Source organism: Corynebacterium sp. (assembly GCF_030152825.1).
In the GTDB taxonomy this organism is placed as follows: Bacteria; Actinomycetota; Actinomycetes; order Mycobacteriales; family Mycobacteriaceae; genus Corynebacterium.
The window spans coordinates 1-25580 of the sequence record NZ_JASLIP010000062.1 but is presented as its reverse complement, the minus strand read 5'-3'; the positions used below and the strand labels follow the sequence as shown (position 1 = coordinate 25580).

Sequence of the window (25580 nt, the reverse complement as noted above, 5' to 3'; positions counted from 1 at the left end):
CGTTGGCTTTTGTAAGCGACGGGCTGCGCCCCGGGCGGGGCCCGGGCGTAGCAGCCGGTGACGTCCTAGAGCGTCATCTCGTCGTGGTCCTGGGCAGCAGGGTTAACCTTGCCCACGATGTAGCCCAGTGCGGAGAGCACAGCAAAGGCGACAGCCACGGTGATGACCTGGCCACGAGCTGAGGGGTCCCAGAGCATGAGGATGGTGAGCCCCAGCAGTAGGGCAACGGTCAGCCACGGCAGGAACGGGTAGCCCCACATCCGGACTGTCATCTTGCCGCGGGCCTCCAGGGCCGGGCGCAGCTTGATCTCGGAGAGAACAATCATCACCCAGATCACCAGCAGCGAGCCGCCGACGGCGTTGAACAGGATGCCGATCAGGTTCTCTGGGCCCCAGACCTGCAGGGTCACGGAGAGGAATGCGAAGAACAGGGATGCCCACACTGCCGGGATCGGAACCTGCTTGGAGTTCGTCTTCCGGACGAACTTCGGCGCGTAGCCGGTGCCGCCAAAGCTGAACAGCAGGCGGGAGGTGGCGTAGATCTGGGCGTTACATGCCGAGAGCAGGGCCAGGACGATGACGATCTCCATGAGCATCACCGCGCCCGGGATGTTCGCCAGTTCCAGCACGCGGGTGAAGGGGGACTCTGCGGCGGTCTCAGCGTCACCCAGGGTGGAGTACGGAAGCAGGGCGGTGATCAGGAAGACCGAGCCCAGGTAGAAGACGGAGATGCGCCAGATGACGGCGCGCACGGCGGAGGCAATGGAAGTGGTGGGGTCCTTGGCCTCGGCTGCGGCGATTGTCACGATCTCGATTCCGCCGAATGCGAAAGCAACAGCGAGCAGGCCGGCAGCCATGCCGGAGATGCCGTTCGGCGCGAAGTCGCCGAAGTGGGACAGCCCAGGGCTCTCGAAGCCCGGGAAGAAGCCGAACAGCAGACCCAGGCCGATGACGAGGAAGATGATGATGACCGCGACCTTGATGAACGCGAACCAGTACTCAAACTCGCCGAAGCCACGCACGGCAGTGAGGTTGACGATGGTGAAGAAGACGACCGCGATCAGGCCAGGAATCCAGCCCTCCACGCCGAACCACTTACCCATGATGGCGCCGGCGCCGGTGATCTCGGCACCCATGACCATCACGAGCATGAAGTAATACAGCCAACCGAGGGAGAAACCCGCCCAGTTACCGAAAGCCAGGCGGCCATAGGTGGCGAAGGTGCCGGAGGCCGGACGCGCGGCTGCGAGCTCACCCAGCATCTGCATCACGAAGATGACGATGACACCGGCGACGATGTAGGACAACAGGACAGCGGGGCCGGCCGCCTCGATGCCAACGCCTGTTCCGAGGAACAGGCCGGCGCCGATGGCCGAGCCGAGGCCCATCATGGTGAGGTGTCGGGTTTCAAGCCCCTTGCCGAGGGTGGAGCCGCTCGCTGGGGTTGCCGCTGTGGTGTCGGCAGCCGACTGAGTATTGGGGGAATTCATGAATGAATTAGACCATATTCACGCGCGCGCCAGACAATGGAGTCCACTTCTTTTCCCACTTCCGGGCCTGCTGGGGCACGCACTGCACCTGTTAAGGGGGAATGCTGGCCGTGCCAGGGGATTGCCGGCGGCTACGTGTCCTAGGTCACCGTTAATATGAGTAGCGATGACTACTGAAGACTCCACCCCCAACTTTCCGGCCACCGATTCGGCCAATCTCTCCGATTTTCGTTTCCGTGGGCCCGTTCTGTACCGGGGGACCCCGGACTCGGAGCCGAAGGACTCCACGACCGATCAGCGCCTGCTTCAGCCCCAGGACAGCACTGACTGGCTGCACACGGATCCGTGGCGCGTGATGCGGATCCAGGCCGAGTTCGTCGACGGCTTCGGCGCACTCGCGAAGATCCCGAAGGCGATCACCGTCTTCGGCTCCGCACGCGTCCGGGAGGACCACGAGTATTACAAGCTCGGCCAGCAGATCGGCGCGCTGATCGCCCGCAGCGGCTATGCCACGATCACGGGCGGTGGGCCAGGCCTGATGGAGGCTGCGAACCGGGGTGCAGCAGATGCGGGCGGGCTCTCCATCGGCCTGGGCATCGAGCTGCCCCACGAGCAGCGCCTCAACGACTGGGTGCAGCTGGGCATGAACTTCCGCTACTTCTTCGTGCGCAAGACGATGTTCCTGAAATACTCCCAGGCCTTCATCTGCCTGCCTGGCGGTTTCGGCACCCTCGACGAGCTCTTCGAGGCCCTGGTAATGGTTCAGACCCAGAAGATCCAACGCTTCCCGATCATCCTCGTCGGGACGGAATTCTGGGGCCCACTGCTGGACTGGATTAAGGAACGCCTCGTCGAGGAGAAGATGATTTCTCCCGAGGACGTCGACCTGATTCACCTCACGGACGACCCCGAGGACGCCATGGAATTTTGCCACCGTGCGCACGATAAGCACACCGAAAGCTTGAAGCGCCGCCGCGAGGACCTGGAACGCGAGCGCGGTCGGATCGAGGAGGAGCTGGAGATGCTCCGCCGGGAGCAGCCCTAGGAGAAGCCACAAGGATGTACTGGATCTTTTCGATTGCCGGCGCGGCACTTGTCGCGGGGCTTCTCGTTTACCTGGTGGGGCGTGTATTTGGCCCGGGGGAGTACGCCGGGCCACGAGCAGATCACCCCGCAGAAAGGCAGGCAGCGGAGTTCCGGGAGAACTGTGAGCTCACCGGGGTGAACCTGCGGCAGGTGAAGTTCACCCGCTCCCTCCGCGGGTACGACGCCGCCGAGGTTGACGCTCTGCTCGACCGGCTCGCCACCCACCTCGGCGACCCAGGCCAGCCGGGCGACTATAAACAAGCATCCCCAGCCGCCGGGGATAATAAGGAAGATCAACAAGCAGCAGAAAGGGCATAAACCGTGGCTCCCATTCCCAAGATTCCGCAGGCTGTACCCAAGATCACCTTCGGCGCGCCCGTCGAGGGAACCGAAGTGCTGAATGTGCGCTTCGACGCGGACCGCGACTCTGCCCACGGAGTTGAGATCAGCGCGAACGGAGAACCCGTCGAGTGGGTCGTGGGGCTGCCTGTTGCACCCAAGCGGGCCTCCGACTTCTCCGAGCACACCGACTTCCTCGACGACGGCTGGCGTGCCCGCGGGGCGCAGGTCATCCGCCACATGAACCAGGTCGTCGCAGGCCATCCGGTGCGCGCCAAGCGACATCTCGTCCAGCTTCACCTGCCCGCCAACATCAAGCCGCGCCAGCTACGCTCCCTCATCATCGGCGCGATCGTCGGTGGTCACGAGTTCGTCACCACGAATGAAAAGCGACCGGGTGCGGTGCGTAACCTCCACCTGGCGTGGGACAACCCAGCGCAACGCAACATCGACAATCGCACAAATCTGGGGCTGCGCCGCGCGGTGCGCGATGGCGTGCAGCTTGGCAAGGCAACCTGCCTGTCCCGGGATCTCGCGAACGCCCCCAGCAACGTGAAGTCCCCTGAATGGCTGGCCAGGCGCGCGAAGAAGCTGGTCGGGAACATCCCGGGCGTCAAGGTGAAGATCCGCGACGCCGAGTGGTTACGTAACAAGGGCTTCGGCGGCATCATTGCGGTGGGCTCCGGATCCTCCCGGCCGCCGGTCATGGTGGAGATGGTGTGGGATCCCGAGAGCATCGGCCTGCCACAGCGCCGCAGCCCCATCGCCATGGTCGGTAAGGGAGTGACCTTCGATACCGGTGGTATCAGCATCAAACCCGCCGCTGGGATGGACCTCATGCGCACGGACATGACCGGCGGGGCGAGCGTCATCGCCGCCTTCCGGGCACTCGCGGAGGGACAGGTGCCGCGCAAGGTCGTGGCGATCGTCCCGATGGCGGAGAACATGGTCTCCGGGGACGCCTACCGCCCGGGGGATGTCGTTGAACACTACGGTGGCATCACCTCCGAGGTGACCAACACCGACGCCGAGGGCCGCATGGTCCTGGCCGACGCGATCAGCTACGTGGCCAAGAAGTACGAGCCGAACGCCATCATCTCCATCGCCACGCTCACGGGTGCCGCGAAGTTGGCCCTGGGTCTGCGCACGGGAGCGGTGTTCGCGCCCACCCCGCAGGTAGCGCTGAAGCTCGCGCGCCGGGGCGCCCAGGTCGGGGAGCAGTGGTGGCCGCTGCCACAGCCGAAGTACCTGGAGCAGGCGGTGGATTCGAAGATCGCGGATGTCCGCCAGGCACCGAAGGGGCCGGGTGCGATCACCGCGGCGATGTTCCTCCGCCGGTTCACCCGCGGGGTGGATCTGATCCACCTGGATATCGCTGGTCCGGGGCGTGCGGAGCAGACCTACGCGGAGGTCTCGCCGGTCGGTACCGGGTTCGGTGCCCGCACGCTTGTACAGTGGTTAGCCAAATAGTTTATAAAAGAAGTTCTTGAGGCTTTAATGAAGGAGCGCGACTGTGCTTTCTGATGTGATTGATCTGCTGGCGGACCCGGTGGACGGAACCGCGCTGTCGGCTGGTGACGCGCAGTGGCGAACCCTCGTGTCCGACTCGGGGCATAGCTACGACATTGCCCGCCAGGGCTACGTGACGCTCGCCGGCGGGGCCGGGCTTCGGTACTCGGGTGATGACGCCGCGATGATTAGCGCCCGCGAAACCTTCCTCACCGGCGGGCACTTCGCGCCCTTCGTCGAGGCCGTCACCCACAAGGTGGAGGACGTGCTGGACGACGCCGGGGTCGCGCCGAGTAGCCACCCAGGGCTGGTGGAGATCGGTGCGGGCACCGGCTACTACCTGAGCCACGCGCTCGATACCATCGAAAACTCCCGCGGCGTGGGCATCGACGTCTCCACCGCGGCGGTCAAGCGCCTGGCTAAGGCCCACTCCCGCATTGGCGCTGTCGTCGCAGACGCCTGGTCGCGACTGCCGATCCAGGACGAGTCCGTGGACGCCATCATGGTCGTCTTCGCCCCACGCAACGCTGCCGAGTTCGCTCGCATCCTGAAGCCGGGCGGGGAGGTCGTCGTCCTCACTGCGGACGCCGGTCACCTGCACGAGCTCCGCGAGCCGCTGGGCATCATCGAGGTTGAGGAGGGCAAGGTCGAGCGCATGATCGAGCAGGCCTCCGGCCACCTCACCCCGGTCGGGGAGTCGGAGACCGTGGAGTTCGAGATGCCCCTCGACCAGGATTCCATTGCCGCGCAGATCGGCATGAGCCCGTCCGCTCGCCATATTCACTCCAAGGTGCTCGCCGAGCGCATCGAGAACCTGCCGCCGCGGATGAATGTCACCGCGCGCGCGAAGATCACCCGCCTCGCGAAGGCCTAACGCGAGCAGCAGGGGGGCAAAGCCCCCCGCTGTCGCTGACACTGTTGTTGACGCCTCTCCGCGACGCGCGCTCACTAGCGGCCAGCCACGTCAGCTCCCCACAGCAAAGCTAAAGCCCGGGCAGGGAACACGCATTCCCGCCCGGGCGTTGGCATTCCTCACGCAGAAAAGCCGTGGCAGATTCTCCGAGTTAGTCTAGATCCAGCAGGTCGTCGATAGCCCCGGCTTCGATATCCCGATCAGCTTGCGCAGAATCTGCGATGATCTGCTCCTGGGCGGCGGCCGAGTTAAGGCCCGCGTGCAGACGCTGCAGCTGGCGGCCCAGGGTGACCATCGACACCTCGGTGCGGGCTCCGTCGGTCGCGGTGACCTCCACGTCCCGGACCGGTACCGCAGCGGAGATGCTGCTCGTCAGGGTGGCCGCACCTCCGTCGGCGTAGACCTCGCACAGCGGGCCGTCGATGAAGACCGTGAGCACGTCGGCCTCCGGGCCCGCGAGGGGAGCGGTGCGCGTCTCTCCGTCACGGGTGACGGAGACCGTGTCCTTGGTGTAGGTGATCAGCGCGATCTCCCCGCCATCCATGTTGCGCACGCTGAGCTCCACCTGGCCCTCACCAGGGTTGAGCTGGCCGGTCCAGATCAGCCCGAAGTCGGAGAAGGCGTGCACGGCCTGCGGGGCGCCAACGATGTCCTGGTACAGCGACCCGTCCAGCAGGGTGAGCGCGCGCGGCGTGGACAGGCAGTTGGCCCAGTCCGCGCCGGTGCTGGCGTCTGGGTGGGCGCCCACCAGGCCGATCAGCGCGGGAGTGTCGCCCGGGATAATGCGGGGACGGGTCAGGTCGTGGCCGTGGTCCAGGACGCGGAACTCACCCTGGGGCCGGAAAGTGACCTTCCCTGCGGCGGGGGTTTCGATACGTCCGACGAGGTAGCCGGTGACCTCGCCGCCCTCGGCCTTCCACGTACCGTCGTCGCGGTAGGTGAGGATGAGGACGTGGTAGTCCTGACCATCACCCTGGTCGGTCATCTTGACCAGACGCGGGGCGAACGGGCGGGATGCGGGCAGGGACACGTCGCCGTCGATCTCGACGGCACCTGCGACGCGCCAGCGCTGACGATCCTCGGAGAGGAGCCACACGATTTCGGCATCTTCGTCATTGACAAGGTTCAGAGCCAGCATGCCCCAGCCGTCCTCGCCGAGGGGGACCATACTCGGGGTGACCAGGTCAGCGACCGGGTGGGCGGAATCGTCGACGTCGATGGGGCCCAGGCGACGCACGCCGGCGGCCACGGCCTTCGGGTCGTCGGACACTTCGTTGAGGGTGGCGAGGTCGTCGATCCGGGCGCGTTGGATGCGGAAGCTGCGCGCGCCGCGGCGGCCGTTCGCGACCTGGCTGCCCAGCAGCTCCTCGCGCTTGGCGCCCGCGTCGCGTGGCTCGGAGGTGACGAAGATCAGTTCAACGGTCTCCGGGGCGCCGTCTGCGGCCGGGAGGGTGAGTGCGGAACCCGCGAGGACGTCCAGCTCCTCGCCCTCTGGCTTGAGGACGTCGTCGTTGATGTCCCAGTCGTAGGGAATGTGGGAGGCGGTGACGTGCGCCCACCGCGAGCCGTTGCTGCGCTTCGTGCGGAACTGGTGGAAGACGTGGATCGCGCCATCGGCGAAGACGGCTCCCGCCGGGGCCTCGAGCACACCGCGTTCGGCGGTGATGTGAAGCTCTGGGGCCTGGTGGGGAAGCTCCGCGTCAGTACCTGCATGCTGCGGGTTGACCGGCGCGGAAGTGTGTTCTGCGGAAGGGTTAACCATGACCCCGTTTATACCAGCGGATTGCGTGCGAGGTCGGGCGGAGTTCGCCCAGCTAGGGCCCGCCCGGACGCTGCCGCCGGTGGGAAGGGGGCAGCCGTGGGGGCGAAGGAGGGGCTAGTGCTTCGTGATGATGGTGGCGCCGGCGCCGACGGGCAGGCGGGCGGCGGTCACGCCGTCCAGGCTCGTGATGTACTCGTCGGCCTCGCGGGCGCAGACGGACTGGCGATCGGTGCGCTCCGCGTCGGCGAGGGTGCCGTCCAGCAGCGTGTCCAGCAGGAGGAGGACGCCACCGTGGCGGAGCGTCGGGAGGGTGGCCGCTACGGTGGCCTCGATGTCCTCGACCGCGCACTCTGCAATCGCGAGGTCGTAGCTGGTGGAAGCGAGCCGGCCGATGACGTCCAGGGGTCGGCTGGGCAGGAAGCGGAAGCCGTTGCTGGCGATGCCGATCTGCTTGAAGGCATTCTTCGCGAGCTGCTGGTGCTGGACCTCTGGCTCGATGCAGGTCAGGTGCGCCTGGGTGGCGCCAGCGGCGTAGAAGCCGCGGAAGAGGTGGGAGCCCAGCAAGCCGCAGGCGGGGGACATAATGATTCCGGTGGGGGTGTGGCCGCCCAGTGCCGCGCGTCCCGCGGTGTTGGACGCAAGGAATCGGAGCAGTTCTGCGGTCACGGCGTCCGGGACGAGCAGACCGAATTCGCGTGCCGCTTCGGCCGCAGCGGCGAGTGCCTCATCGGCAGGGGCGGTCTGCTCGACGTAGGACTTGATGGTGTTGATGCTGGAATTATTTGCAGAGTTCACGATTATCGAGACTATGGCACTGGGCCCTGGACTGGGCTCAGGACATGCCTGATAGGGCGGGGTTTTTAAGGAAATAGAAACGCTTGTTAATCACTGTGGCTTAAGTGGGATGGCGGCCGAAGTTCACAGCGTTTCTCCAGTTGGAAACTACCCCGTAGGGAACTTGGCATGACATGCTAAAAACATGACTCACGCGAACGCCAGCCGCCACCCCCAGGTTGACGGGCCGGCGACGAGCCCTGCCACCACCGCCGCATTCGATGCCGGCGAGTCTGAGATGCCCTCCTGGTCCGAGCTGGTGGCCGAACACGCCGATCGCGTCTACCGCCTGGCATATCAGCTTTCCGGCAATCAGCAGGATGCCGAGGACCTGACCCAGGAAACCTTTATGCGGGTGTTCCGCAGTCTCAAGCACTACCGTCCCGGCACCTTTGAGGGGTGGCTGCACCGCATCACCACCAACCTCTTCCTGGACATGGTGCGCCACCGATCCAAGATTCGGATGGACGCGCTGGAGGAGTACCCGGAGTACTGGACCCCGGCTGCCTCCTCGGAGCCCACGCCTGAGACTGCATTCGAGCTCAACCACCTGGATCCCGCCTTGGACGCAGCGCTGGCCGACCTGCAGCCGGAATACCGCGTGGCGCTGGTGCTTAGGGATGGGCTGGACATGAGCTACGACGAAATCGCCGTCACTCTTGGCGTGAAGTTGGGGACGGTGCGCTCCCGCATCCACCGCGCCCGTGCGCAGATGAAGGCTAGGCTCGTGGAAAAGCAGGGTGAATTGCACTACGTCGGATCCTAAGGTGGGAGCTATGGAGATCGGTCACTTGGGGCCGGAGGCCATCGCCGCCCTCGTGGACGGGGAACTGAGCCCCCGCGCGGCTGAACGCGCGCGCATCCACCTCGTGCACTGTGCGTACTGCCGCCGCGAAGTACTGTCCCAGCGCGAGGTCGCCCAGGCGATGCGTACCGCCATGGCGCCCCAGGCCGGCTCGGGCCACGCAACTGAGTACGAGGGACAGGGACTGCCCGCCGCGCTGTTGTCGCGTTTGGCGGCGATCCCGGAGGACTCGGTCGATCCCCGGGCGGCTGCGCGAAACGGTCACAACACGCGTGCCGCTGGCGTCGCCACTGCTGGCGACCGTGGCCGAGCGGCTGCGCGCAGTGGGGAAGACAGCGCCGAGCAGAAGCTGAATTTCGATATCGCCGGTAGGCGATTCCCGCGCACGCTGGCGGCGAAAATCGAGCTGTTCATTCACCAGCTTCGCGACGCCAGGAGGTCTTAAGTCCGCTTGTCCGGTGGGCTAAAGTGGAGGCGTGTTTTCTTCCATCAGTTGGTTCAACATCCTGGTGCTGCTGATCATCGGGCTGATTGTTATCGGCCCGGAGCGGCTGCCGGGGATGATCAAAGATATCCGCGCAGTAGCGTTGGCCTTTCGCAACCTCGTGAACGACGCGCGTCACCAGCTGGATGAGGACTTCGGCCCTGAGTTCAAGGAGTTCCAGAAGCCGCTAAGCCAGATCAACGAGTACCGCCGGATGGGGCCGCGCGGGCTGGTGACCAAGGCTCTGTTCGATGGGGACGACGCCTTCTTCAACGACCTGGAGAACACCGGCCGTCAGTTGGCTGACTCAGTAAACTCGGTGACCAATCCGGCCGGACACACAAGCGCCGAGCGGCCCTCCTCGCAAGCTCCGCTGCCCGACTCCCAGGCGGGGGCGGGGGCCCAGGGCGCCGGGAGCGCCTCCAACGCGGCGTCGGCCGGTGCGTCCAGTCCCGGTGCGTCCGCTCAGGGAGCATCGGGAGGCACCCCGGTGGGCACGCCGAGCCAGCAGCCCCAGCAGCCCGCGGCGGGGGAGCGCAGCGCGTCGCCATGGGCAGCAGGGGTGTGGGACGACGTTCTCTAACACCCACTGGGAGCCCTAGCCGGGAGCGCCGTGCACTTTAGCTGTCCCGTCAGGGGGCTGTGGGAAGTCAAACGCCCGCTCGCTGAAGATTCAGCGAGCGGGCGTTTGACTTCGTTCCCAGGGCTACTTGCGGGTGACTCCCAGGCCGAGGGACTTGCCGGCCAGGGAGGAACGCCGCAGCGCCAGGTGATCGGCGATTGCGCCGAAGGCCTGGGCCGCCTCGGAGTTCGGCTCCGAGAGGGCGATCGGGTTACCCAGGTCGCCGCCAATGCGCAGGTTCGGGTCCAACGGGATCTGACCCAGTAGCGGCACCTTCGTGCCCGCGATCTGCGACAGGCGATCGGCCACCAACTGGCCACCACCGGAGCCGAAGATCTCGTTCTTCGAGCCATCCGGCATCTGCATCCAGCTCATGTTCTCGATCACACCGCCGATGCGCTGGCGAGTCTGCTGCGCGATGGAGCCAGCACGCTCCGCGACCTCCGCGGCAGCCGCCTGCGGAGTCGTCACGATCAGCAGCTCAGCGTTCGGCACCAGCTGGGCGACCGAGATTGCCACGTCGCCGGTGCCCGGCGGCAGGTCGAGCAGCAGGATGTCTAGGTCGCCCCAGAACACGTCGCCGAGGAACTGCTGGATCGCGCGGTGCAGCATCGGGCCACGCCACACGACCGGGGAGTTATCGCCAACAAAGTGGCCGATGGAGATCAGTTTCACGCCGTGCGCCTGCAGCGGCATGATCATCTCGTCGACCTGGTGCGGCCGGTCGGTGCTGCCCATCATATTCGGGACGGAGTGGCCGTAAATATCGGCGTCGATCACGCCGACCTTCAGGCCACGGCGCTGCAGGGAGACCGCCAGGTTCACGGTGGTGGAGGACTTGCCCACACCACCCTTGCCGGAGGCCACAGCGTAGACGCGGGTCGTGGAGTCCGGCTGCGCGAACGGGATCACCGGGTCGGCGGCGTCGCCGCGGACGATCTTGCGCACCTCGCGTCGCTGCTCGTCGCTCATCACGTCGGTGGTGACGGTGACAGTCTCGACGCCGGCCACGCTTTCTGCGGCCTTCCGCGTTTCCTCCGTGAGGTGGGACTTCATCGGGCATCCTGCGATGGTGAGGTAGATCTCGACAGCCACGTCGGCGCCGTCGATCTCGATGGACTTCACCATGCCGAGTTCGGTGATCGAGCGGTTCAGCTCGGGATCCTCGACCTTCGACAATGCGTTGCGAATATCAGATTCTTGAACCATGGGCATCGCCTTAAATCTGCTTCTTTACCTATAAGTGTTTTCGAGGGTCTGGGTCACGAAAACTGACCCTCAAGCCAATAAGCCACTGTACCTTGGGCGCGGTCGCTTTATTCAACCTCGGCACCCGTCACTTGCTTCGCTGCAGGCCCGCTAGGCCTCGCCACGTGGGGATTCGCCTGCACGTCGAGCGCCCTCCGCCGTCTCGCGCTCGTCTTCGTCGTGGGCGCGGTCCTCGAGTTTGTCCTCAATGCGGCGCATCAGTTCCGAGAGTTCGTCGAGCTCGCGACGCAGGTAGTCGCGGGTGACCGTTTCGCCCACCGCGATGCGCACGCCCGCTAGCTCCCGGGCCAGGAATTCGGTGTCAGCCTTGGTTTCCGCAGCGCGGCGCCGGTCCTCGTTCAACGCCAAGCGGTCGCGGTCGTCCTGCCGGTTCTGAGCCAGCAGGATCAGAGGTGCCGCGTAGGCCGCCTGCGTGGAGAAGGCTAGGTTGAGAAGGATGAAGGGATACGGATCCCAGTTCCACCACATGCCACCGATGTTGAGGCAGATCCACACCACCACGATGAGAGTCTGCCAGGCGAGGTACTTGCCGGTGCCCAGGAAGCGGGCCACTTTCTCCGCGCCCGCGCCGACGGCATCGCCATTGAAGGAAAACAGCGAGCGGCGTGCCCCGGTGACCGGGGTGTCGAGGGCGGGCTGGCTGCAGTTCTTAGGCATCCGCGTCACCTTCCTGCAAGGACGTCTGTGCTTCCTTATGTGCTTCGCCGCCGACGCGCCAGTCCTGGTCGCGCCAATCTTCCGGCAGCAGGGCGTCTAGCAGGTCGTCGACGGCGAGCACCCCGAGCAGGTGGTTCCCCTCGTCGACCACGGGTGCGCAGACCAGGTTATACGTAGCGAAGAAGCGCGCCGCGGTCTCGTGGCTATCGGCCACCGACAGGGCCGGTAGGTCGAGGTCGAGCAGCTCGCTGACCAGGGTGGCGGACGGGTGGCGCAGTAGCTTCTGTAGGTGCACGCAGCCTAGGTAGTGGCCAGTGGGGGTGGACTGGGGCGGGCGCACCACGAACACCAGGGAGCTCAAAGAGCTGGACACATCGGGGTTGCGGGCGTGCGCCAGCGCCTCAGCGACCGTCGCCTGTGGGGTGAGGATGATTGCCTCGGAGGTCATCACGCCACCGACTGTGTCCGCGGAGAAGCTCATCAGGCGGCGCACGGGGGCGGAGTCCTCGGGATCCATGAGGTCGAGGAGAACATCCGAGGTGCCAGCCGGGAGCTCGGCGAGCGCATCAGCGGCGTCGTCCGGCTCCATCTCCTCCAGAACCTCGGCTGCGCGCTCCACGCCGAGCTGATTGAGGATCGTGATGCGGGAGTCTTCCGGCAGCTCCGCGACGACATCCGCGAGGCGCTCGTTCGGGATCTCCCGGGCCAGCCTGGTCTGCTGTTCTTCCGGCAGGTCGTTCAGCGCGATGGCGATGTCCGCGGCGCGCATTTCCTGGAAGGACGCCAGGAGCTCGGCGTTGGTATCCGCAGGCCCGGTCCCGCTCGCGCTCAGGCCTTGGATGCGCGAGAGCGGCACCACCGCGACCTTCCCCAGGCGGCCGAGGCGGCCGCGCTGGGCGACGGCGACGCGGCTGACTTCCCAGTCCCTGGTGCGGGACTGCTTCAGCTCCACGTCCACGATCTCCAGCGCCTGGCCGTGCAGCTCGGCGTGTTCGGGATCGTCCGTGTGCACCTTGGAGCCCACCAGCTCGTGCTGAATGCTGATCTCGCCGGAGCGGGACTGGAAGGGCTTCAGGTTCACCGAGCTGGAGGTCGCCATGACCTCCGAGGGGTTGATGCTGGCCACGCGAAGGATCGGCAGAAATATCTGGCGTTTATTGGGCAGGGCTATAACCAGCCCCAGGACGTGGCTGCGATGCTGGTAGATGGTGACCACCACGTCCCGCACTCGGCCGATGGAGTCCCCGTAGGGGCCCATCAGCATCATTCCGGCCAGTCGGCCTGCATAAACGCGAGTTTCTGTCATGGTAGCCAAGAATACTTGAGTGCCCACGCAGCCACGATGCCTGGCCGGATGACAGGCCCGCGATAGGATGAGGAGCATTCCTCGCAGCCAAGCCTTTCGCTGCGAACCCTAAAAGCTGTGAAATCCACCCAAGGAGAGCTGCAAGCCGTGTTTCTTCCGCGCAATGCCGATGCTGGGCGCACCCCGAAAAGAAAGCGTGTGGTGGTAGCTGGACTGGCGCTGGCACTTGTGGCACCGCTTTCTTCCTGCGCGGATAAGGACCACATCGTGATCGGGGTGCCGGACGCCGGCACCGGAACCCACGGCGGGCCACGCATGGAGAAAGAACTAATCGAGCCGCTGGCGCAGGAGTACGTCGAGCAGTTCGAGGACATCACCGAGGACACCCCAGAGGTCTCCACGACGCCGATCTCCGCCGATCAGCGAATCAGTCAGCTGCGGGAGGGCAAGGTCAGCATGACCTTCGGCTGTGTGGGTGAGCTGCTGGACATTCTCGACCCCGCCAAGGGCAGGGAGGTACGGGATATGTACGCGGCGGAGGAGAAGCCCGACCGCGTGGAGTGGCGGGATATCACCCACTCCACGATGCTCTCGGCGCTCCCACCGGAGCTGGCGGCAACCCACCCCGGAGCGGCAGTGATCTGCGAGGACGAGACCCTGCCACAGAACATTGTCGCCCTGTGGGCTAAGCCGCAGCCAGACCGTTATGAACTGCGCGCGGCCAATAACGTCGCCGGCGGGGTGTCCACCGAGAAGCTGCGTGCGACCGCAGCGGGCGAGGACTACGTCCAATAAGCGAGGGCTTGGGGGAGCGCGAGTCCTAGCAAAGCGCACGCAACCCAAGGGCTCGCCAAGAAGAGCAGGGGGCGCCTCGTAGCCCGGCGGGCGCGCGAAGGGAGCTCGGCTAGAAAACTGGCGGCGTAAAGAGCGCTTCCAGACGCAAGAAAAAGCTCCCCCAACCAGCTGGCTGGGGGAGCAAGGGGGCAATCTGCCGATTAGTCGGCGAAGGCCTCCTCGAGCAGTGCCTTCTCCTCAAGCTGGTGGACCTTAGCCACACCCGTTGCGGTGGAGGACTGCGGGCGACGGGACACGCGCTTCAGCTGGATACCCGGCAGGTACTCAGGCAGCTGCAGCGCGATGAACGGCCATGGACCCTGGTTGGCCGGCTCGTCCTGCACCCAGCGGAACTCCGCGTTCGGGTAGTTGGATAGAGCGTCGCGGATGCGGTTGAACGGCAGCGGGTGCAGCATCTCCAGGCGGATGATGGCGACATCGTCGCGGCCATCCTTCTGGCGCTTCTTCTCCAGCTCGTAGTAGATCTTGCCGGAGCACATCAGGACGGTCTTGATGTCCTTGTTCACGCCGTTCTGGTTCGGGTCGTCGATCACCGAGGTGAACTTCTTCGTATCCGTGAAGTCCTCAACAGCGGACACCGCGGCCTTGTTGCGCAGCATCGACTTCGGGGTGAAGACGATCAGCGGGCGGGTCAGGGAGCCCAGCGCGTGGCGGCGCAGCAGGTGGAAGTAGTTCGCCGGGGTACTCGGCTGAGCCACGGTCCAGGAGCCTTCCGCGGACATCTGCAGGAAACGCTCGATGCGGGCGGAGGAGTGGTCCGGGCCCTGGCCCTCGTAGCCGTGCGGCAGAAGCATGACCAGGTTGGACTTCTGGCCCCACTTCGCCTCACCGGAGGAGATGTACTCATCGATGACGGTCTGGCCACCGTTGGCGAAGTCACCGAACTGTGCCTCCCACAGGGTCAGCGCGTCGGTGTTACCCACGGAGTAGCCGTACTCGAAGCCCAGGCCCGCGTACTCGGTGAGCGCGGAGTTGTAGGCCTCGAAGCGGCCGCCGTTGCCGGTGTCCTCAGCCAGGGACTGCAGTGGGCTGTAGCGGTCGAAGTCCTCGTTGTCGAAGAGGACCGCGTGGCGCTGGGTGAAGGTACCGCGCAGGGAGTCCTCGCCGACGAGGCGGATGAGCTTGCCCTCGGCAGCCAGGGAACCCAGGGCGAGCAGCTCGCCGAAGGCCCAGTCGATGTTGCCGTTCTCGCTCATCTCCTTACGGCGCTTGATGAGTGGCTTCACACGGTGGTGGGCGTTGAACCACTCCGGGGTCTCGTAGAACTTGTCGCCGATCTGGCGGACCAGGTCCTTGGAGATGGAGGTGTCCAGGCCGTGCGGCAGCTTCTGGGAGCCGGTGATGCCGGTCTGCTCTGCCGGGGGAGTGCCCTTCTCAGCCTCGCGGACCTGGTTGAACACGGTCTCAAGCTGGTCGTGGAAGTCCTGTGCAGCGCGCTCGGCCTCCTCCTCGGAGATATCGCCGCGGCCAATGAGAGCCTCGGTGTACTGCTCGCGAGAGGTCGGAAGCTCGTTGATGATGTCGTACATCAGCGGCTGGGTCATAGACGGGTCGTCGGCCTCGTTGTGGCCGCGACGGCGGTAGCTCACCAGGTCGATGAAGACATCCTTGCCGAAGCGGTTGCGGTAATCGACCGCCAGCTGTGCCACCCAGACGACAGCCTCCGGGTCGTCACCGTTGACGTGGAAGACCGGGGCGTCGAAGCCCTTGGCCAGGTCGGTGGCGTAGTAGGTCGAACGGCCGGAGTCCGGGGTCGTCGTGAACCCGATCTGGTTGTTCACGATGACGTGGACGGTACCGCCGACGGAGTAGCCGTCCAGCTTGGAGAGGTTGATCGTCTCCTGGACGATGCCCAGGCCGGTGAAGGCGGCGTCGCCGTGCAGCAGGATCGGCATGACCGAGCCCTTGGCGTCCTCACCGTGCTTCTCGACGAGCAGGTCCTGCTTCGCGCGGGAGATGCCCTCCATCACCGGGTTGACTGCCTCCAGGTGGGACGGGTTGGCAGTCAGGGTGATATTGATCTCGTTGTCGCCGAACATCTGGATGTAGGTGCCCTCGGCGCCCAGGTGGTACTTCACGTCACCGGAACCACCGGCGGAGCCCGGGTCGATGTTGCCCTCGAACTCGGTGAAGATCTGGGCGTAAGGCTTGCCCACGATGTTGGCGAGCACGTTCAGGCGGCCACGGTGGGCCATGCCGATGACAACCTCGTTGAGCTTCGAATCCGCAGCGCGGTCGATAGCCGCATCCATCAGTGGGATCAGAGTCTCCGCGCCCTCCAGGGAGAAGCGCTTCTGGCCGATGTACTTGGTCTGCAGGAAGTTCTCGAAGGCCTCAGCGGAGTTCAGCTTCTGCAGGATGTACTTCTGCTCGGCGGAAGAGTACTTCGGCTGGCCACCCTCGACGTGCTGCTGCAGCCACAGACGCTCGTCCTTGTCCATGACGTGCGCGTACTCGTAGCCGACCTTGCGGGTGTAGGCCTTACGCAGGGTGTCGAGCACCTCGCGCAGGGTCATGGTCTCGCGACCGTTGAAGCCACCGACGTTGAAGGTGCGGTCGAAGTCCCACAGCGTCAGCCCGTGGGATTCGATGTTCAGGTCGGAGTGGTCCGGCACCGGCAGGCCCGGCTGGACCCAGTGCAGTGGGTCGATGTCCGCGATGAGGTGGCCGCGGGAGCGGTAGGCCTCGATGAGCTGCGCGACACGGGTGGACTTGTCCACACCGGTGTTCGGCAGGTCCTGGGACCAGCGGATCGGCGCGTATGGGACATGCATGGCCTGGAAGATCTCGTCCCAGAAGCTGTCGTTGATCAGCAGGCGGGACATGGTCCGCAGGAACTCGCCAGACTCCGCACCCTGGATGATGCGGTGGTCGTAGGTCGAGGTGATGGTAACGAGCTTGCCGATGCCCATCTCGCCGAGGCGGTCGACGGAGGTGCCCTGGAACTCGGCCGGGTAATCCATCGCACCAACGCCGATGATCGCGCCCTGGCCGTTGGTCAGACGTGGCACGGAGTGCCGGGTACCGATGCCACCCGGGTTGGTCAGGGAGATGGTCACGCCCTGGAAGTCGTCCATCGTCAGCTTGCCGACGCGGGCACGAGCGACGATGTCCTCGTAGGCGTTGACGAACTCGGAGAAGTTCATCTTCTCCGTCTCCTTGATCGCTGCCACGACCAGGCTACGGCTGCCGTCCTTGTTGTTCATGTCGATCGCCAGGCCCAGGTTGATGTGCTCCGGGGTGACGACGGTCGGCTTGTTGTCGACGACCTTGTAATTCAGGTTCATGTCCGGGTGAGCCTGAACCGCGCGGATCAGGGCCCAGCCGATGATGTGCGTAAAGCTGATCTTGCCGCCACCGCGGGCAAGCAGCTGCTGGTTGATGATCGCGCGGTTTTCGAACATGAGCTTCGCTGGCATGTCGCGGACCGTGGTTGCGGTCGGGATGCTCAGCGAGGCATCCATGTTTTTAGCGATGGCGCGGGCGGCGCCCCGCAGCACCTGCTCACCAGCCTCAGGGGCCTCTACCGGCTGCTTCGGCTCCGGCGGGGCGACGCGCTTCGGGATGGCGTCATAAGCCTCGACGACGCGCTCGTCGGCGTCGCCGCGCAGGCCACCGCGTCGGCCGGAAGCGGCGGTGGCGGCGCCAGCGGAGGCGGCAGGAGCGCTCTGGGTGCTCGTAGCGGCACCGTTATCTGCGCCCGCAGAACTGCCGGCGAGTTCGCCGTTCTTCTCGAAGTACTTCCGCCATTCGGGGTCAACCGACTCCGGATCCTTCTTATACTGCTGGTACATCTGATCGACCAGCCATTCGTTCTGACCGAAATTCGCGCTGCTCACAGCAGTTCCTCGCCTCTTTTCATCATGACTTCAGTCTCGCTGTAACAGCCTACACGATGTGCTATGCGATTTCGCTTCCAGGTGGCGCGTCACCGACCGACGAAAAACGGCGTGTGACCTAGCGAGATTCCCGGGATGCAGCGACGAGGTCCGCGTATCTGCCGCTGGATTCCAAAAGCTCCTGATGACGGCCTTGTTCAACAATTTGTCCGGCGCTGACGACCGCAATATTGTCAGCCAGCTCCGCGGTGGAGAGCCGGTGGGCGATGATGATCGCCACCCGCGAACGCGTAGCCAGTGCGATTGCCCGAACCACGTCAGCCTCGACCGCAGGATCGATATTCGCCGTCGCCTCATCCAGGACCATGACGTCCGGGTCGATGAGCTCCGCGCGAGCCAACGCGATGATCTGCTGCTGGGCAGAGGACAACCCCCGGCCCCGTTCGCCGACCTCGCCGGCGAAGCCGCCGTCGATGCCGGCGATAACCTCCGTGCCTCCGATGGCAGCGATGGCCGCGGTGATCTCCTCCTGGCTCGCAGCCGGTCGACCATAGGCGATGTTCTCGGCCACCGTGCCACGGAACAGGTGCGCTTCCTGCGGGACGTAGCCCACCCGAGCGCGCCAGGCCCGCAAGGGGAGCTGCTGGAGGTCGAGGCGCTGCACTCCGGAGCCACCCGGCGCGAAAACGGCGGTGATGGACCCCGCCGTTGGCTGGTACCACCGGATGACCAGCTTCGCGATCGTCGACTTCCCGGCGCCCGTCGCGCCAACGAGGGCGGTCGTGCCGCGGAAGCTCAAGCGCGCGCCCCGCAGGGAGTCCTGCTCGGCACCGTCGTAGCGGAAATTCACGTCAGAGAAGTCCACCGCGGCGACCTTGCCCGGCAGCCTGGCATCGGCGCCGTCGTCCCCAGTGCTGGGCTCGGTAGGGACGGCCAACAACTCGGAGATTCGCTCGAAACTCACCGCAGCCTGCTGGAACTTGTCGAAGATCTGCGAGAGCTGCTGGACGGGGCCGAAGAAGAAGGTCAGGTACAAGCTGAAGGCGACCAACGCGCCGTGGCTCGTCGTGCCCTCCGCGACCCGAGCGGTCCCGAAAAAGAGGACGGTCGCCTGGGCGAGCTCGGTGATGAAGGAGATGCCGGGGAAGAAGATGCTGACCGCTGCCTGTGCGCGGGTGCGCAGCCCCACGTACCGCTGCGACTGCTCCCCGATGCGCTCGGAAAGCACCGGGCCGAAGCCGTAGGCCGCCCCGGTGTTCAGCCCATTGACCGCCTCCTGGAAGTGGGCGTTGACCGTGGAGACCTGGGAACGGGCTGCCCGGTAGAGGCGCGAGGAGCAGCGGCGGAAGACCCAGGCGCCCACCCCGATGACCGGCAGGAACAGCGCGGTGATACCCGCCAGCGCAGGGTCGGTCCAGATGAGCATACCCAGCACACCCAGCAGCATCGTCGTGGAGACGATGGCCTGGGAGAGCCCGGTTTGCAGGAAGCTGGAAAGGTTATCGATATCCGTCGTCATTCGGGTCATGACCCGGCCCGAGGCGTTCTGCTCGAACCAGCTCATGGGCAGCCGGTGGAGGTGCTCGAAGCTGCGCACGCGAAGGGCGTAGAGCAGTCGCTCGCCGGTGTGTGTGGTGAGCACCGTGTTGCACGCGCTGGCGGCCCAGGAAACACAGACCAGGAGCAGGGCGCCGAGCCCCAGGGAGAACAGTGCGCTGCGGTCTGACCTGCTGATTCCCTCGTCGATGGCCTTGCGCACCAGGGATGGCAGCGCAATATCGGCGACCAGCCCCAGCAGGAGCGTTGCCACGATGACCGCGGTCGCGACCGGGACGAGCCCCACCAGGGTGCGCAGCCGCAGCGCGGGGCTCGTGTTCTCGGACTCCGGGCCGGCGGGCGTGGAGTTGTGGGAGGTCGACTCCTGCCGTGCCGGGGTGACGCGGCGCAGCGCTGCGGCGTCGGCATCCAACAGGTTCGTGAACCTCGCAGCGTCGGCCGCTCGTGCGCGCCCCTCCTCGCCGTGGGTGCCATCGGTGGCGCCGAGCAGCTCCTGATTCGCGTTTTCCTGGATCTCCTCCCAACTGCGCGGCCACAGCGGACGGGCCGGGGGAGCGGGCAGGCTGATGACGCCCGTTTTCCCGGCGTCGGCGTTAGTCGCGCCCGGGTGTTCGGGCGCTGCCCGGTGGTCGACGATCACCATCGTCAGGTTGCCCTCGCCCGCGCGCTGATGGAGATTGGCGATGATCTTCTGTTCGGTGACGGTATCGATCGCGCTGGTGGCACTGTCCAGGATCAGGATCCTGGGATTGCGCAGCACCGCGCGGGCCAGCGCGATGCGCTGCCGCTGTCCACCCGACAGCGTCAGGCCGCGCTCACCCACGATGGTGGAATAACCCCCGAGCTCGTCGATGAAGTCGGCAGCGCAGGCGATGCGGGCTGCCTCCGCCACTTCGGCGTCGCTCGCCTGAGTTCCCATGCGGATGTTCTCCGCGATGGACATGGAGTAAAGGAAGGGCTCGTCGAAGACGATCGTCGGCCACTGGTCGGGTGCCAGGTCGCCCAGCCGCACCGCGGTGCTGCCCGCGTAGGCCTCAAAATCGGCCGTAACGTCCGCCGACTGCCCAGCCAGGGCCAGCGCCAGCGCCGACTTCCCGGACCCCGCAGGTCCCGTGATGTAAGAGGTGGAGCCGGGAGTGACGTCCACGGCGAGGTCCTCGCCCGCCCGGGTGCGGAAGGTGCCCCGGACCCCGACGGGGCCATCCGGGAGTTTTCCCGGGTTCTCAGGCACCTGCCGTTGGGGGAGGGCGAGGATATCCTGCACGCGGGAGACGGCGGCGTTCGCCAGGTGCAACATCACCAGCATCCCGGCGCCCATGCGCGTCATCCGTGACAGCAGGGTGACGTAAGCCGACGCCGAGAGGAACTCGCCGATGGTGATCGCGCCCCGCATCGCGAGCAGGCCGCCGACAACCACGGTGGCGATCAGCGCGATCTGGGGGACGGCAGCCAACGCCGGCTGGAAGCGGGCAGTGAGCCGCCCGACGTGCAAGCGCATCCCGAAGAGCCTGCGGGCCCGCGCCATGAAGCTGGTCTGCTCGCGGTTCTCTTGGACGAAGGCCTTGACGATGCGCACGCCCGTCACGGTCTCCTCCACCTGGCTGGCGACGTCCGCGGCCTGCTGTTGGGCCTCCCACGTCGCGTCGTAGAGCCGGCGGCGGGAGAAGAAGGCGATGGCGGCGAGCACCGGAAGCTGAATGCTGAGCAGCACTGCCAGTGGCCAGGAGAGCCAGAACATGATGGCCAAGATCAGCACGACCTCCACGAAGATGCTGCCCATGATGGGCAGCATCGCCAGCATCCCCTGGATCTGGTTCAAATCCGAGATGGTTCGGGAGACCACCTGCCCGGTGCGCACCTGGGCCATCGCCGCCGGCGACGCGCCCTGCAAGGCTGCGAGGCACCGCATCCGGATGTCGTGCTGGACGTCGACGGAGAGCTTCCCGGCGAAGAAGCGCCGCGCACCGTGGGTGCAAAACCGGGCGAAAGCCGCCGCGATCAGCAGGCCGATCGCGCCCCGGCTACCGTCAATCGCCCGGCCGGCGAACAGCGGGATCAGCACGGCCGCGGCGGGCATGAGAACGCTCAGCAGGGTAATGATGCCCAGCTGCATGCGGTGAGCGCTCAAGGGGGCGCGGAGGAAAGCAAACACGATAGCTATCAGCCTATCGCCTGCACCAGGTACGCAAAGCCCGCCACCACGGCAGCGGGCGACGTCGAAAAGCGGAAGCCGGGAGAAACGGCCCCGGCGCGAGAGAAATAAACCGGGTTAAGATCAACCCAGGAGACGAACCGCGCCGCGGAGAGAGGATTCCTCAATGGGATTTTTGGAAAACATCGCCCAGGCCCTCGACGTTGAGGGCATCGAGTCCCGAGCCAACGATGGAACGCTGTTCGTTCCAGTCTCTGCGGAAGTGGAGATCCAGTTCGAGCTGATCGAAGGGGTAGCCGGAGTCAGCACGCCGGCCGCGAATGTCTTCGTCGCACTCGCCGACGTCACCGATGAGGACGAGGACTTCGACGCCGCCCTGGTCGGCGTGGTCTTCACCCCGGAGGCCGCGGTCGAGGCGGTGAACCGGCACATGGCCACCGACGAGGTGATCACGGTGCTCAATGAACTGCTCGACGGGCAGGATCCCCGCGTCGAGGACCTCGAGTTCGGACAGGATGATTACGACCCCCTCGTCCTGTGCGCGAACCTCAGCGCGAATTCCAAGGTCACCGTGAAGATCTCGGAGGGCCAGGGGGCGCCGACCGCTGCGGTGAGCTTCGTGGTGCTGCCCGATAGCGTCTTCGATCTCGCGGAGAACATCGCCGCGGAGATCCTCGTCGATGAGGAGGATGAGCAGGACCCGGCGAAGCTGGACATGCTGGACGCCACCCTGAACGAGCTGCGCACGCAGTACCAGGAGGTCCTGGACCTCGGCGTGTTCGAGGATTTCAACCAGCTCTTCGACGTGCTCGCTTATGTTTCGCAGCAGGCCGAGGACTGGGAGGACCTCCTGGTCACTCTCGACGACGGCTCCGAGGACCCGTTCTTCGAGTGGGTCGAGGTCGAGGACAGTGACGTTGAGGACGACGACGTCGCTGTCGACGGGGAGGACGGCGACGTTACGGCAGGCGGTGAGGAGCGCTAGGGTTCCGCTCACCGTGGCTGGCGGGGACGGGTGCTCGGGCGCGGTTGGGGTGTGGGCTAGCATGGCTAGCGTGATGATGGGCACAGTCCCCGGCCCGGTGCCGGGAACATGCTGTGCCACCCAGCGTTGAGCGAGGACCGCAGGAGGGGAACGTGACCGAGGTAGCCATCATTGGGGCCGGCATGGCCGGCCTCGCAGCGGCTCGCACGCTCTCCCAGGCCGGGGTGCGCTGCACCCTCTTCGACGCCGCTGACCGCGTGGGCGGGCTGGTGCGCTCGGAGCAGCACGGCGATATCACCGTGGACCGGGGGCTGCAGTTCTTCAACACCTGGTACCCGGCGGTCAAGGAGATCCTGAACCCCGGGGAGTACTCCGCCCTCAAGATCAAGAACTTCCAGCCGGGGATTAACACCGTCACGCGTGCGGGCTCCGCGCTGATCATCGACCCCGTTCGCGCGCCGTCGATGGTGCCGAAGCTGCTGCGCTCGGAGTTCAGCTCCGCCCTGCGGCTGGGTGAGCTCGTGCGCATGCGCAACTGGCTGCGCAGCGAGCTGATGCACCGCTCCTCCCTGGAGCTGCGTGGTTCCAGCCGCTTCGGGCACGCCAGCGACGAGCCGGTCGCGGAGTCGCTCACCAAGGCCGGCATCACCGGCCCGGTCCGCCAGAACGCGGTCGACCCGATCCTGCGCGCCTTCCTCTACGATCAGGGCGGGGAGACCTCCGCGGAGTTCGCGAAGTGGGTTTTCGTCACCCTGTTGCGCGGCACGCTGGCCCTGCCGGAGCGCGGAATGGGGGACCTGGCGGCGACGATGGGGCGCCTGGGTGGCGTCCGCGTCGAACTAAACTCCCCGGTCGCCGCGGTGGACGTCCAACCGGGTGGGGTGGAGCTCACGGTCAACGGCAAGATCGAGCGCTTCTCCCATGCGATCGTGGCCACCTCTGCGCAGGCGGCCCATGACCTGATCGGCACCGTGGTGCCCGAGCACCGCGGGCAGAGCACCTGGTGGTTCACCGTGAGCGACGAGGTGCACAGCGACCGCCTCGTGACCGTGGACGGCAGCGGCGAGCTGTGCATCGACCTGGCCGCCGAGGTCACCTCCGTGGCCCCGGCCTACGCGCCGGGAAGCCAGCTGATCGGCGCCGCCGCCTCCCACCCACACAGCAACGGGGACTTCGACGCGGCCCGTGACCTGCCCACCGAGCAGGAGGTCCGCCGGGACGTGGCCAGCATTTACGACTGCAGCCCCGAGGGCCTGGAGCTGGTCACCCGCCACGACATCCCAGACGCCCTGCCGCTGGTTGGGCCCAATCACGCGATCCAGGCACAGCCGGCAGCTGAGGTGCTCGACGGGCGGGTGGCGGTGGCCGGCGCGCACACCGCGACCTCCACGATCGACGGCGCCATCCGCTCCGGGCAGCGGTCTGCCCGTGCGATCGCGGAGCTGCTGGCAGAAAAGTAGCGCCGTGCCGGGCGGCTGACCCTGGGGCCGCCGGAGGGCGAGCACAATCCCACAAAAAATCCTCGCACCGGCGTGCGGGGATTCTTTACTTCAAGGGGCGGGATTAGGCAGCGGCAGCCTCGGCCTTGTTCTTCCGATCGATGAAGTAGTAACGGATGGACATCGCCAGGGTGAAGACCACGCCCGCGATGAGGGCGGAGTGGAAATCCGACATCCAGAACATCGTGCCGAAGGTCAGCAGGATCATGGCGATCGCGAAGTACTGGCCCAGCGGCCACAGCGGCACCGTGAACTGCGCGTGGGAAACCTCCTCGGAGTTGAGGTGCTTGCGGTAGGCCAGGTGGCTGATGAGGATCATCAACCACACGAAGATCGTGGCGAAGGTGGCCAGCGCGGCGATGTCCTGGAACAGGCGCTCGGCGGTCGGGTTGATCAGCTGCAACACGATGCCGATGACCAGAACGATGAGCAGCGCACTGATAGTGGAGACCGGCACGCCGTTGCGCGGGTCGATCTTGGCGAACATCTTTGGGGCAAGCTTCTGGCGAGCCATGCCGTGAATCACGCGGCCGGCGCCGTAGAGATCCGAGTTGATCGCGGACAGCGCCGCGGAGAGCACCACGACGTTCAGCAGCGCGGCGGCCCAGCCGATGCCCAGGGAGCTAAAGATCTGCACGAACGGGGACTGCTCGCCGGTGATCTCGCGCCACGGAATCACCGCGACGATGACGAAGATAGCGAGCACGTAGAACAGCAGGATGCGCATCGGCACCGTGTTGATGGCCTTCGGAATCGTCTTCTCCGGGTCCTCGGCCTCAGAGGCCGTCACGCCGATGATCTCCGTGCCACCGAAGGCGAAGAGCACCAGAATGAGGGCGGACAGCACGCCAGTGAAGCCATTCGGGAACAGCCCGCCGTCGTTCCACAGGTTCGAGATGCCGACGGTGCCGCCGGTGTCCACGTTGAACACGAGGATGGCCGCGCCACCGAGGATCATGGCGACCACCGCGGTCACCTTGATCGTCGTGAACCAGAACTCCAGCTCACCGAACCAGCGGGCGGAGGCGAGGTTCGCCGCCCCCACGATGATCAGCGCCACCGCGACCCACACCCAGGAGGCCGTCTCTGGGAACCAGAACTTCATGTACAGCGCCACGGCCGTGAGGTCGGCCAGGCACACGATAATCATCTCGAAGGCGTACATCCAGCCGGTGATGTACCCGGCCCATCCGCCCAGGTAGCGGCGGCAGTATTCCGCGAAGGAGCCAGCGACGGGGTGGGCCACGGACATCTCGCCCAGGGCGCGCAGCATGAAGTACACGATCGCGCCGCCGAGCAGGTAGACGAAGATCACGCCGGGGCCCGCCGCGCCGATCGCGCCGGCGGAACCGTAGAACAGCCCGGTGCCGATGGCCGAACCCAGCGCGATGAAGTGGATGTGCCGGTGGCGCAGTGCGCGCCGCAGCTCGCCCTGGTGGCTGTCAGTCGTGGATTCGCCCGCCGTGGCAGTCTCGGGCGCTGGTTGTTGCGACATGGGATTGTCCTCCGGATTCCATCAAGCCGCGAAAGTCAGATCGATATCAGCCGTAGTATGCCACGTCACACCCGGGGCAAAAGATTCGGGTCGGTGCTGGATTGGTAGTGGGGCTGCACCGG

General features: G+C 65.9%; 19 protein-coding genes. 10 read left to right on the top strand and 9 right to left on the bottom strand.

Annotated elements, in window-relative coordinates:
* Nucleotides 1-65: 65 nt before the first annotated feature.
* The gene (locus Q1V78_RS07145; protein WP_300613090.1) at nucleotides 66-1490 is read right to left on the bottom strand and encodes an amino acid permease; all 1425 of its coding nucleotides are present in this window, start codon (nucleotides 1488-1490) and stop codon (nucleotides 66-68) included.
* Nucleotides 1491-1656: 166 nt separating this feature from the next.
* On the opposite strand from Q1V78_RS07145, the gene Q1V78_RS07140 reads away from it, so the two are divergent.
* From Q1V78_RS07140 to Q1V78_RS07125, 4 genes are read left to right on the top strand one after another with little or no spacing between them, the layout of a single operon-like run.
* Nucleotides 1657-2535 (top strand): TIGR00730 family Rossman fold protein, encoded by an 879-nt coding sequence (locus tag Q1V78_RS07140; protein WP_300613088.1) that lies wholly within the window; start codon nucleotides 1657-1659, stop codon nucleotides 2533-2535.
* A 14-nt stretch (nucleotides 2536-2549) separates the two neighbouring features.
* Entirely contained in the window at nucleotides 2550-2894 is a 345-nt protein-coding gene (locus Q1V78_RS07135) for a DivIVA domain-containing protein (RefSeq protein WP_300613087.1), read from the top strand.
* 3 nt (nucleotides 2895-2897) lie between these two features.
* On the top strand, nucleotides 2898-4385 hold the full coding sequence (locus Q1V78_RS07130) for a M17 family metallopeptidase (RefSeq protein ID WP_300613085.1): 1488 nt from the start codon (nucleotides 2898-2900) through the stop codon (nucleotides 4383-4385).
* Nucleotides 4386-4428: 43 nt separating this feature from the next.
* On the top strand, nucleotides 4429-5298 hold the full coding sequence (locus tag Q1V78_RS07125) for a methyltransferase domain-containing protein (RefSeq protein WP_300613083.1): 870 nt from the start codon (nucleotides 4429-4431) through the stop codon (nucleotides 5296-5298).
* Nucleotides 5299-5488: 190 nt separating this feature from the next.
* Here Q1V78_RS07125 and Q1V78_RS07120 read toward each other — a convergent pair whose 3' ends face one another.
* The gene (locus tag Q1V78_RS07120; RefSeq protein ID WP_300613081.1) at nucleotides 5489-7099 is read right to left on the bottom strand and encodes a hydrolase; all 1611 of its coding nucleotides are present in this window, start codon (nucleotides 7097-7099) and stop codon (nucleotides 5489-5491) included.
* Nucleotides 7100-7213: 114 nt separating this feature from the next.
* Entirely contained in the window at nucleotides 7214-7894 is a 681-nt protein-coding gene (locus Q1V78_RS07115) for an O-methyltransferase (RefSeq protein WP_300613079.1), read from the bottom strand.
* 184 nt (nucleotides 7895-8078) lie between these two features.
* On the opposite strand from Q1V78_RS07115, the gene sigE reads away from it, so the two are divergent.
* The 3 genes from sigE to tatB are packed head-to-tail and all read left to right on the top strand — an operon-like array spanning nucleotide 8079 to nucleotide 9805.
* A complete protein-coding gene (gene sigE, locus Q1V78_RS07110; RefSeq protein ID WP_300613077.1) occupies nucleotides 8079-8699 on the top strand; it encodes an RNA polymerase sigma factor SigE in 621 nt (206 codons plus the stop codon).
* A gap of 10 nt (nucleotides 8700-8709) precedes the next feature.
* A complete protein-coding gene (locus tag Q1V78_RS07105; RefSeq protein ID WP_300613075.1) occupies nucleotides 8710-9183 on the top strand; it encodes an anti-sigma factor in 474 nt (157 codons plus the stop codon).
* 31 nt (nucleotides 9184-9214) lie between these two features.
* Complete coding sequence (gene tatB, locus Q1V78_RS07100; RefSeq protein WP_300613073.1) at nucleotides 9215-9805, top strand: Sec-independent protein translocase subunit TatB; 591 nt, start codon at nucleotides 9215-9217, stop codon at nucleotides 9803-9805.
* Nucleotides 9806-9928: 123 nt separating this feature from the next.
* On the opposite strand, the gene Q1V78_RS07095 is transcribed toward tatB, so the two are convergent.
* The 3 genes from Q1V78_RS07095 to Q1V78_RS07085 all read right to left on the bottom strand — a co-directional run bounded on the left by Q1V78_RS07095 (nucleotide 9929) and on the right by Q1V78_RS07085 (nucleotide 13076).
* Nucleotides 9929-11059: an Mrp/NBP35 family ATP-binding protein gene (locus tag Q1V78_RS07095; protein ID WP_300613071.1), complete on the bottom strand. Its 1131-nt coding sequence runs from the start codon at nucleotides 11057-11059 to the stop codon at nucleotides 9929-9931.
* Between the two features lie 144 nt (nucleotides 11060-11203).
* A complete protein-coding gene (locus tag Q1V78_RS07090; protein WP_300613069.1) occupies nucleotides 11204-11770 on the bottom strand; it encodes a DUF1003 domain-containing protein in 567 nt (188 codons plus the stop codon).
* Nucleotides 11763-13076, bottom strand: a complete 1314-nt coding sequence (locus Q1V78_RS07085; RefSeq protein WP_300613067.1) for a CBS domain-containing protein — start codon at nucleotides 13074-13076, stop codon at nucleotides 11763-11765. The genes Q1V78_RS07090 and Q1V78_RS07085 overlap by 8 nt, the downstream gene beginning before the upstream one ends.
* 228 nt (nucleotides 13077-13304) lie before the next feature.
* Here Q1V78_RS07085 and Q1V78_RS07080 point away from each other — a divergent pair, with 228 nt between their 5' ends.
* A complete protein-coding gene (locus Q1V78_RS07080) occupies nucleotides 13305-13871 on the top strand; it encodes a hypothetical protein (RefSeq protein WP_300613065.1) in 567 nt (188 codons plus the stop codon).
* Nucleotides 13872-14071: 200 nt separating this feature from the next.
* Here the strand turns inward: Q1V78_RS07080 and Q1V78_RS07075 are convergent, their stop codons facing one another.
* Together Q1V78_RS07075 and Q1V78_RS07070 are read right to left on the bottom strand one after the other, a co-directional pair.
* Nucleotides 14072-17770, bottom strand: coding sequence for a multifunctional oxoglutarate decarboxylase/oxoglutarate dehydrogenase thiamine pyrophosphate-binding subunit/dihydrolipoyllysine-residue succinyltransferase subunit (locus Q1V78_RS07075; protein ID WP_300613063.1), 3699 nt, complete (start codon nucleotides 17768-17770; stop codon nucleotides 14072-14074).
* 118 nt (nucleotides 17771-17888) lie between these two features.
* Nucleotides 17889-21479: an ABC transporter transmembrane domain-containing protein gene (locus tag Q1V78_RS07070; RefSeq protein ID WP_300613061.1), complete on the bottom strand. Its 3591-nt coding sequence runs from the start codon at nucleotides 21477-21479 to the stop codon at nucleotides 17889-17891.
* A gap of 166 nt (nucleotides 21480-21645) precedes the next feature.
* Between Q1V78_RS07070 and Q1V78_RS07065 the strand changes: the two genes are divergently transcribed.
* Nucleotides 21646-22464, top strand: coding sequence for a hypothetical protein (locus Q1V78_RS07065; RefSeq protein WP_300613059.1), 819 nt, complete (start codon nucleotides 21646-21648; stop codon nucleotides 22462-22464).
* Nucleotides 22465-22616: 152 nt separating this feature from the next.
* Nucleotides 22617-23924, top strand: a complete 1308-nt coding sequence (locus Q1V78_RS07060) for an NAD(P)/FAD-dependent oxidoreductase (RefSeq protein WP_300613058.1) — start codon at nucleotides 22617-22619, stop codon at nucleotides 23922-23924.
* 103 nt (nucleotides 23925-24027) lie between these two features.
* Here the strand turns inward: Q1V78_RS07060 and Q1V78_RS07055 are convergent, their stop codons facing one another.
* Entirely contained in the window at nucleotides 24028-25458 is a 1431-nt protein-coding gene (locus Q1V78_RS07055) for an amino acid permease (RefSeq protein ID WP_300613057.1), read from the bottom strand.
* Between the last annotated feature and the right edge of the window lie 122 nt (nucleotides 25459-25580).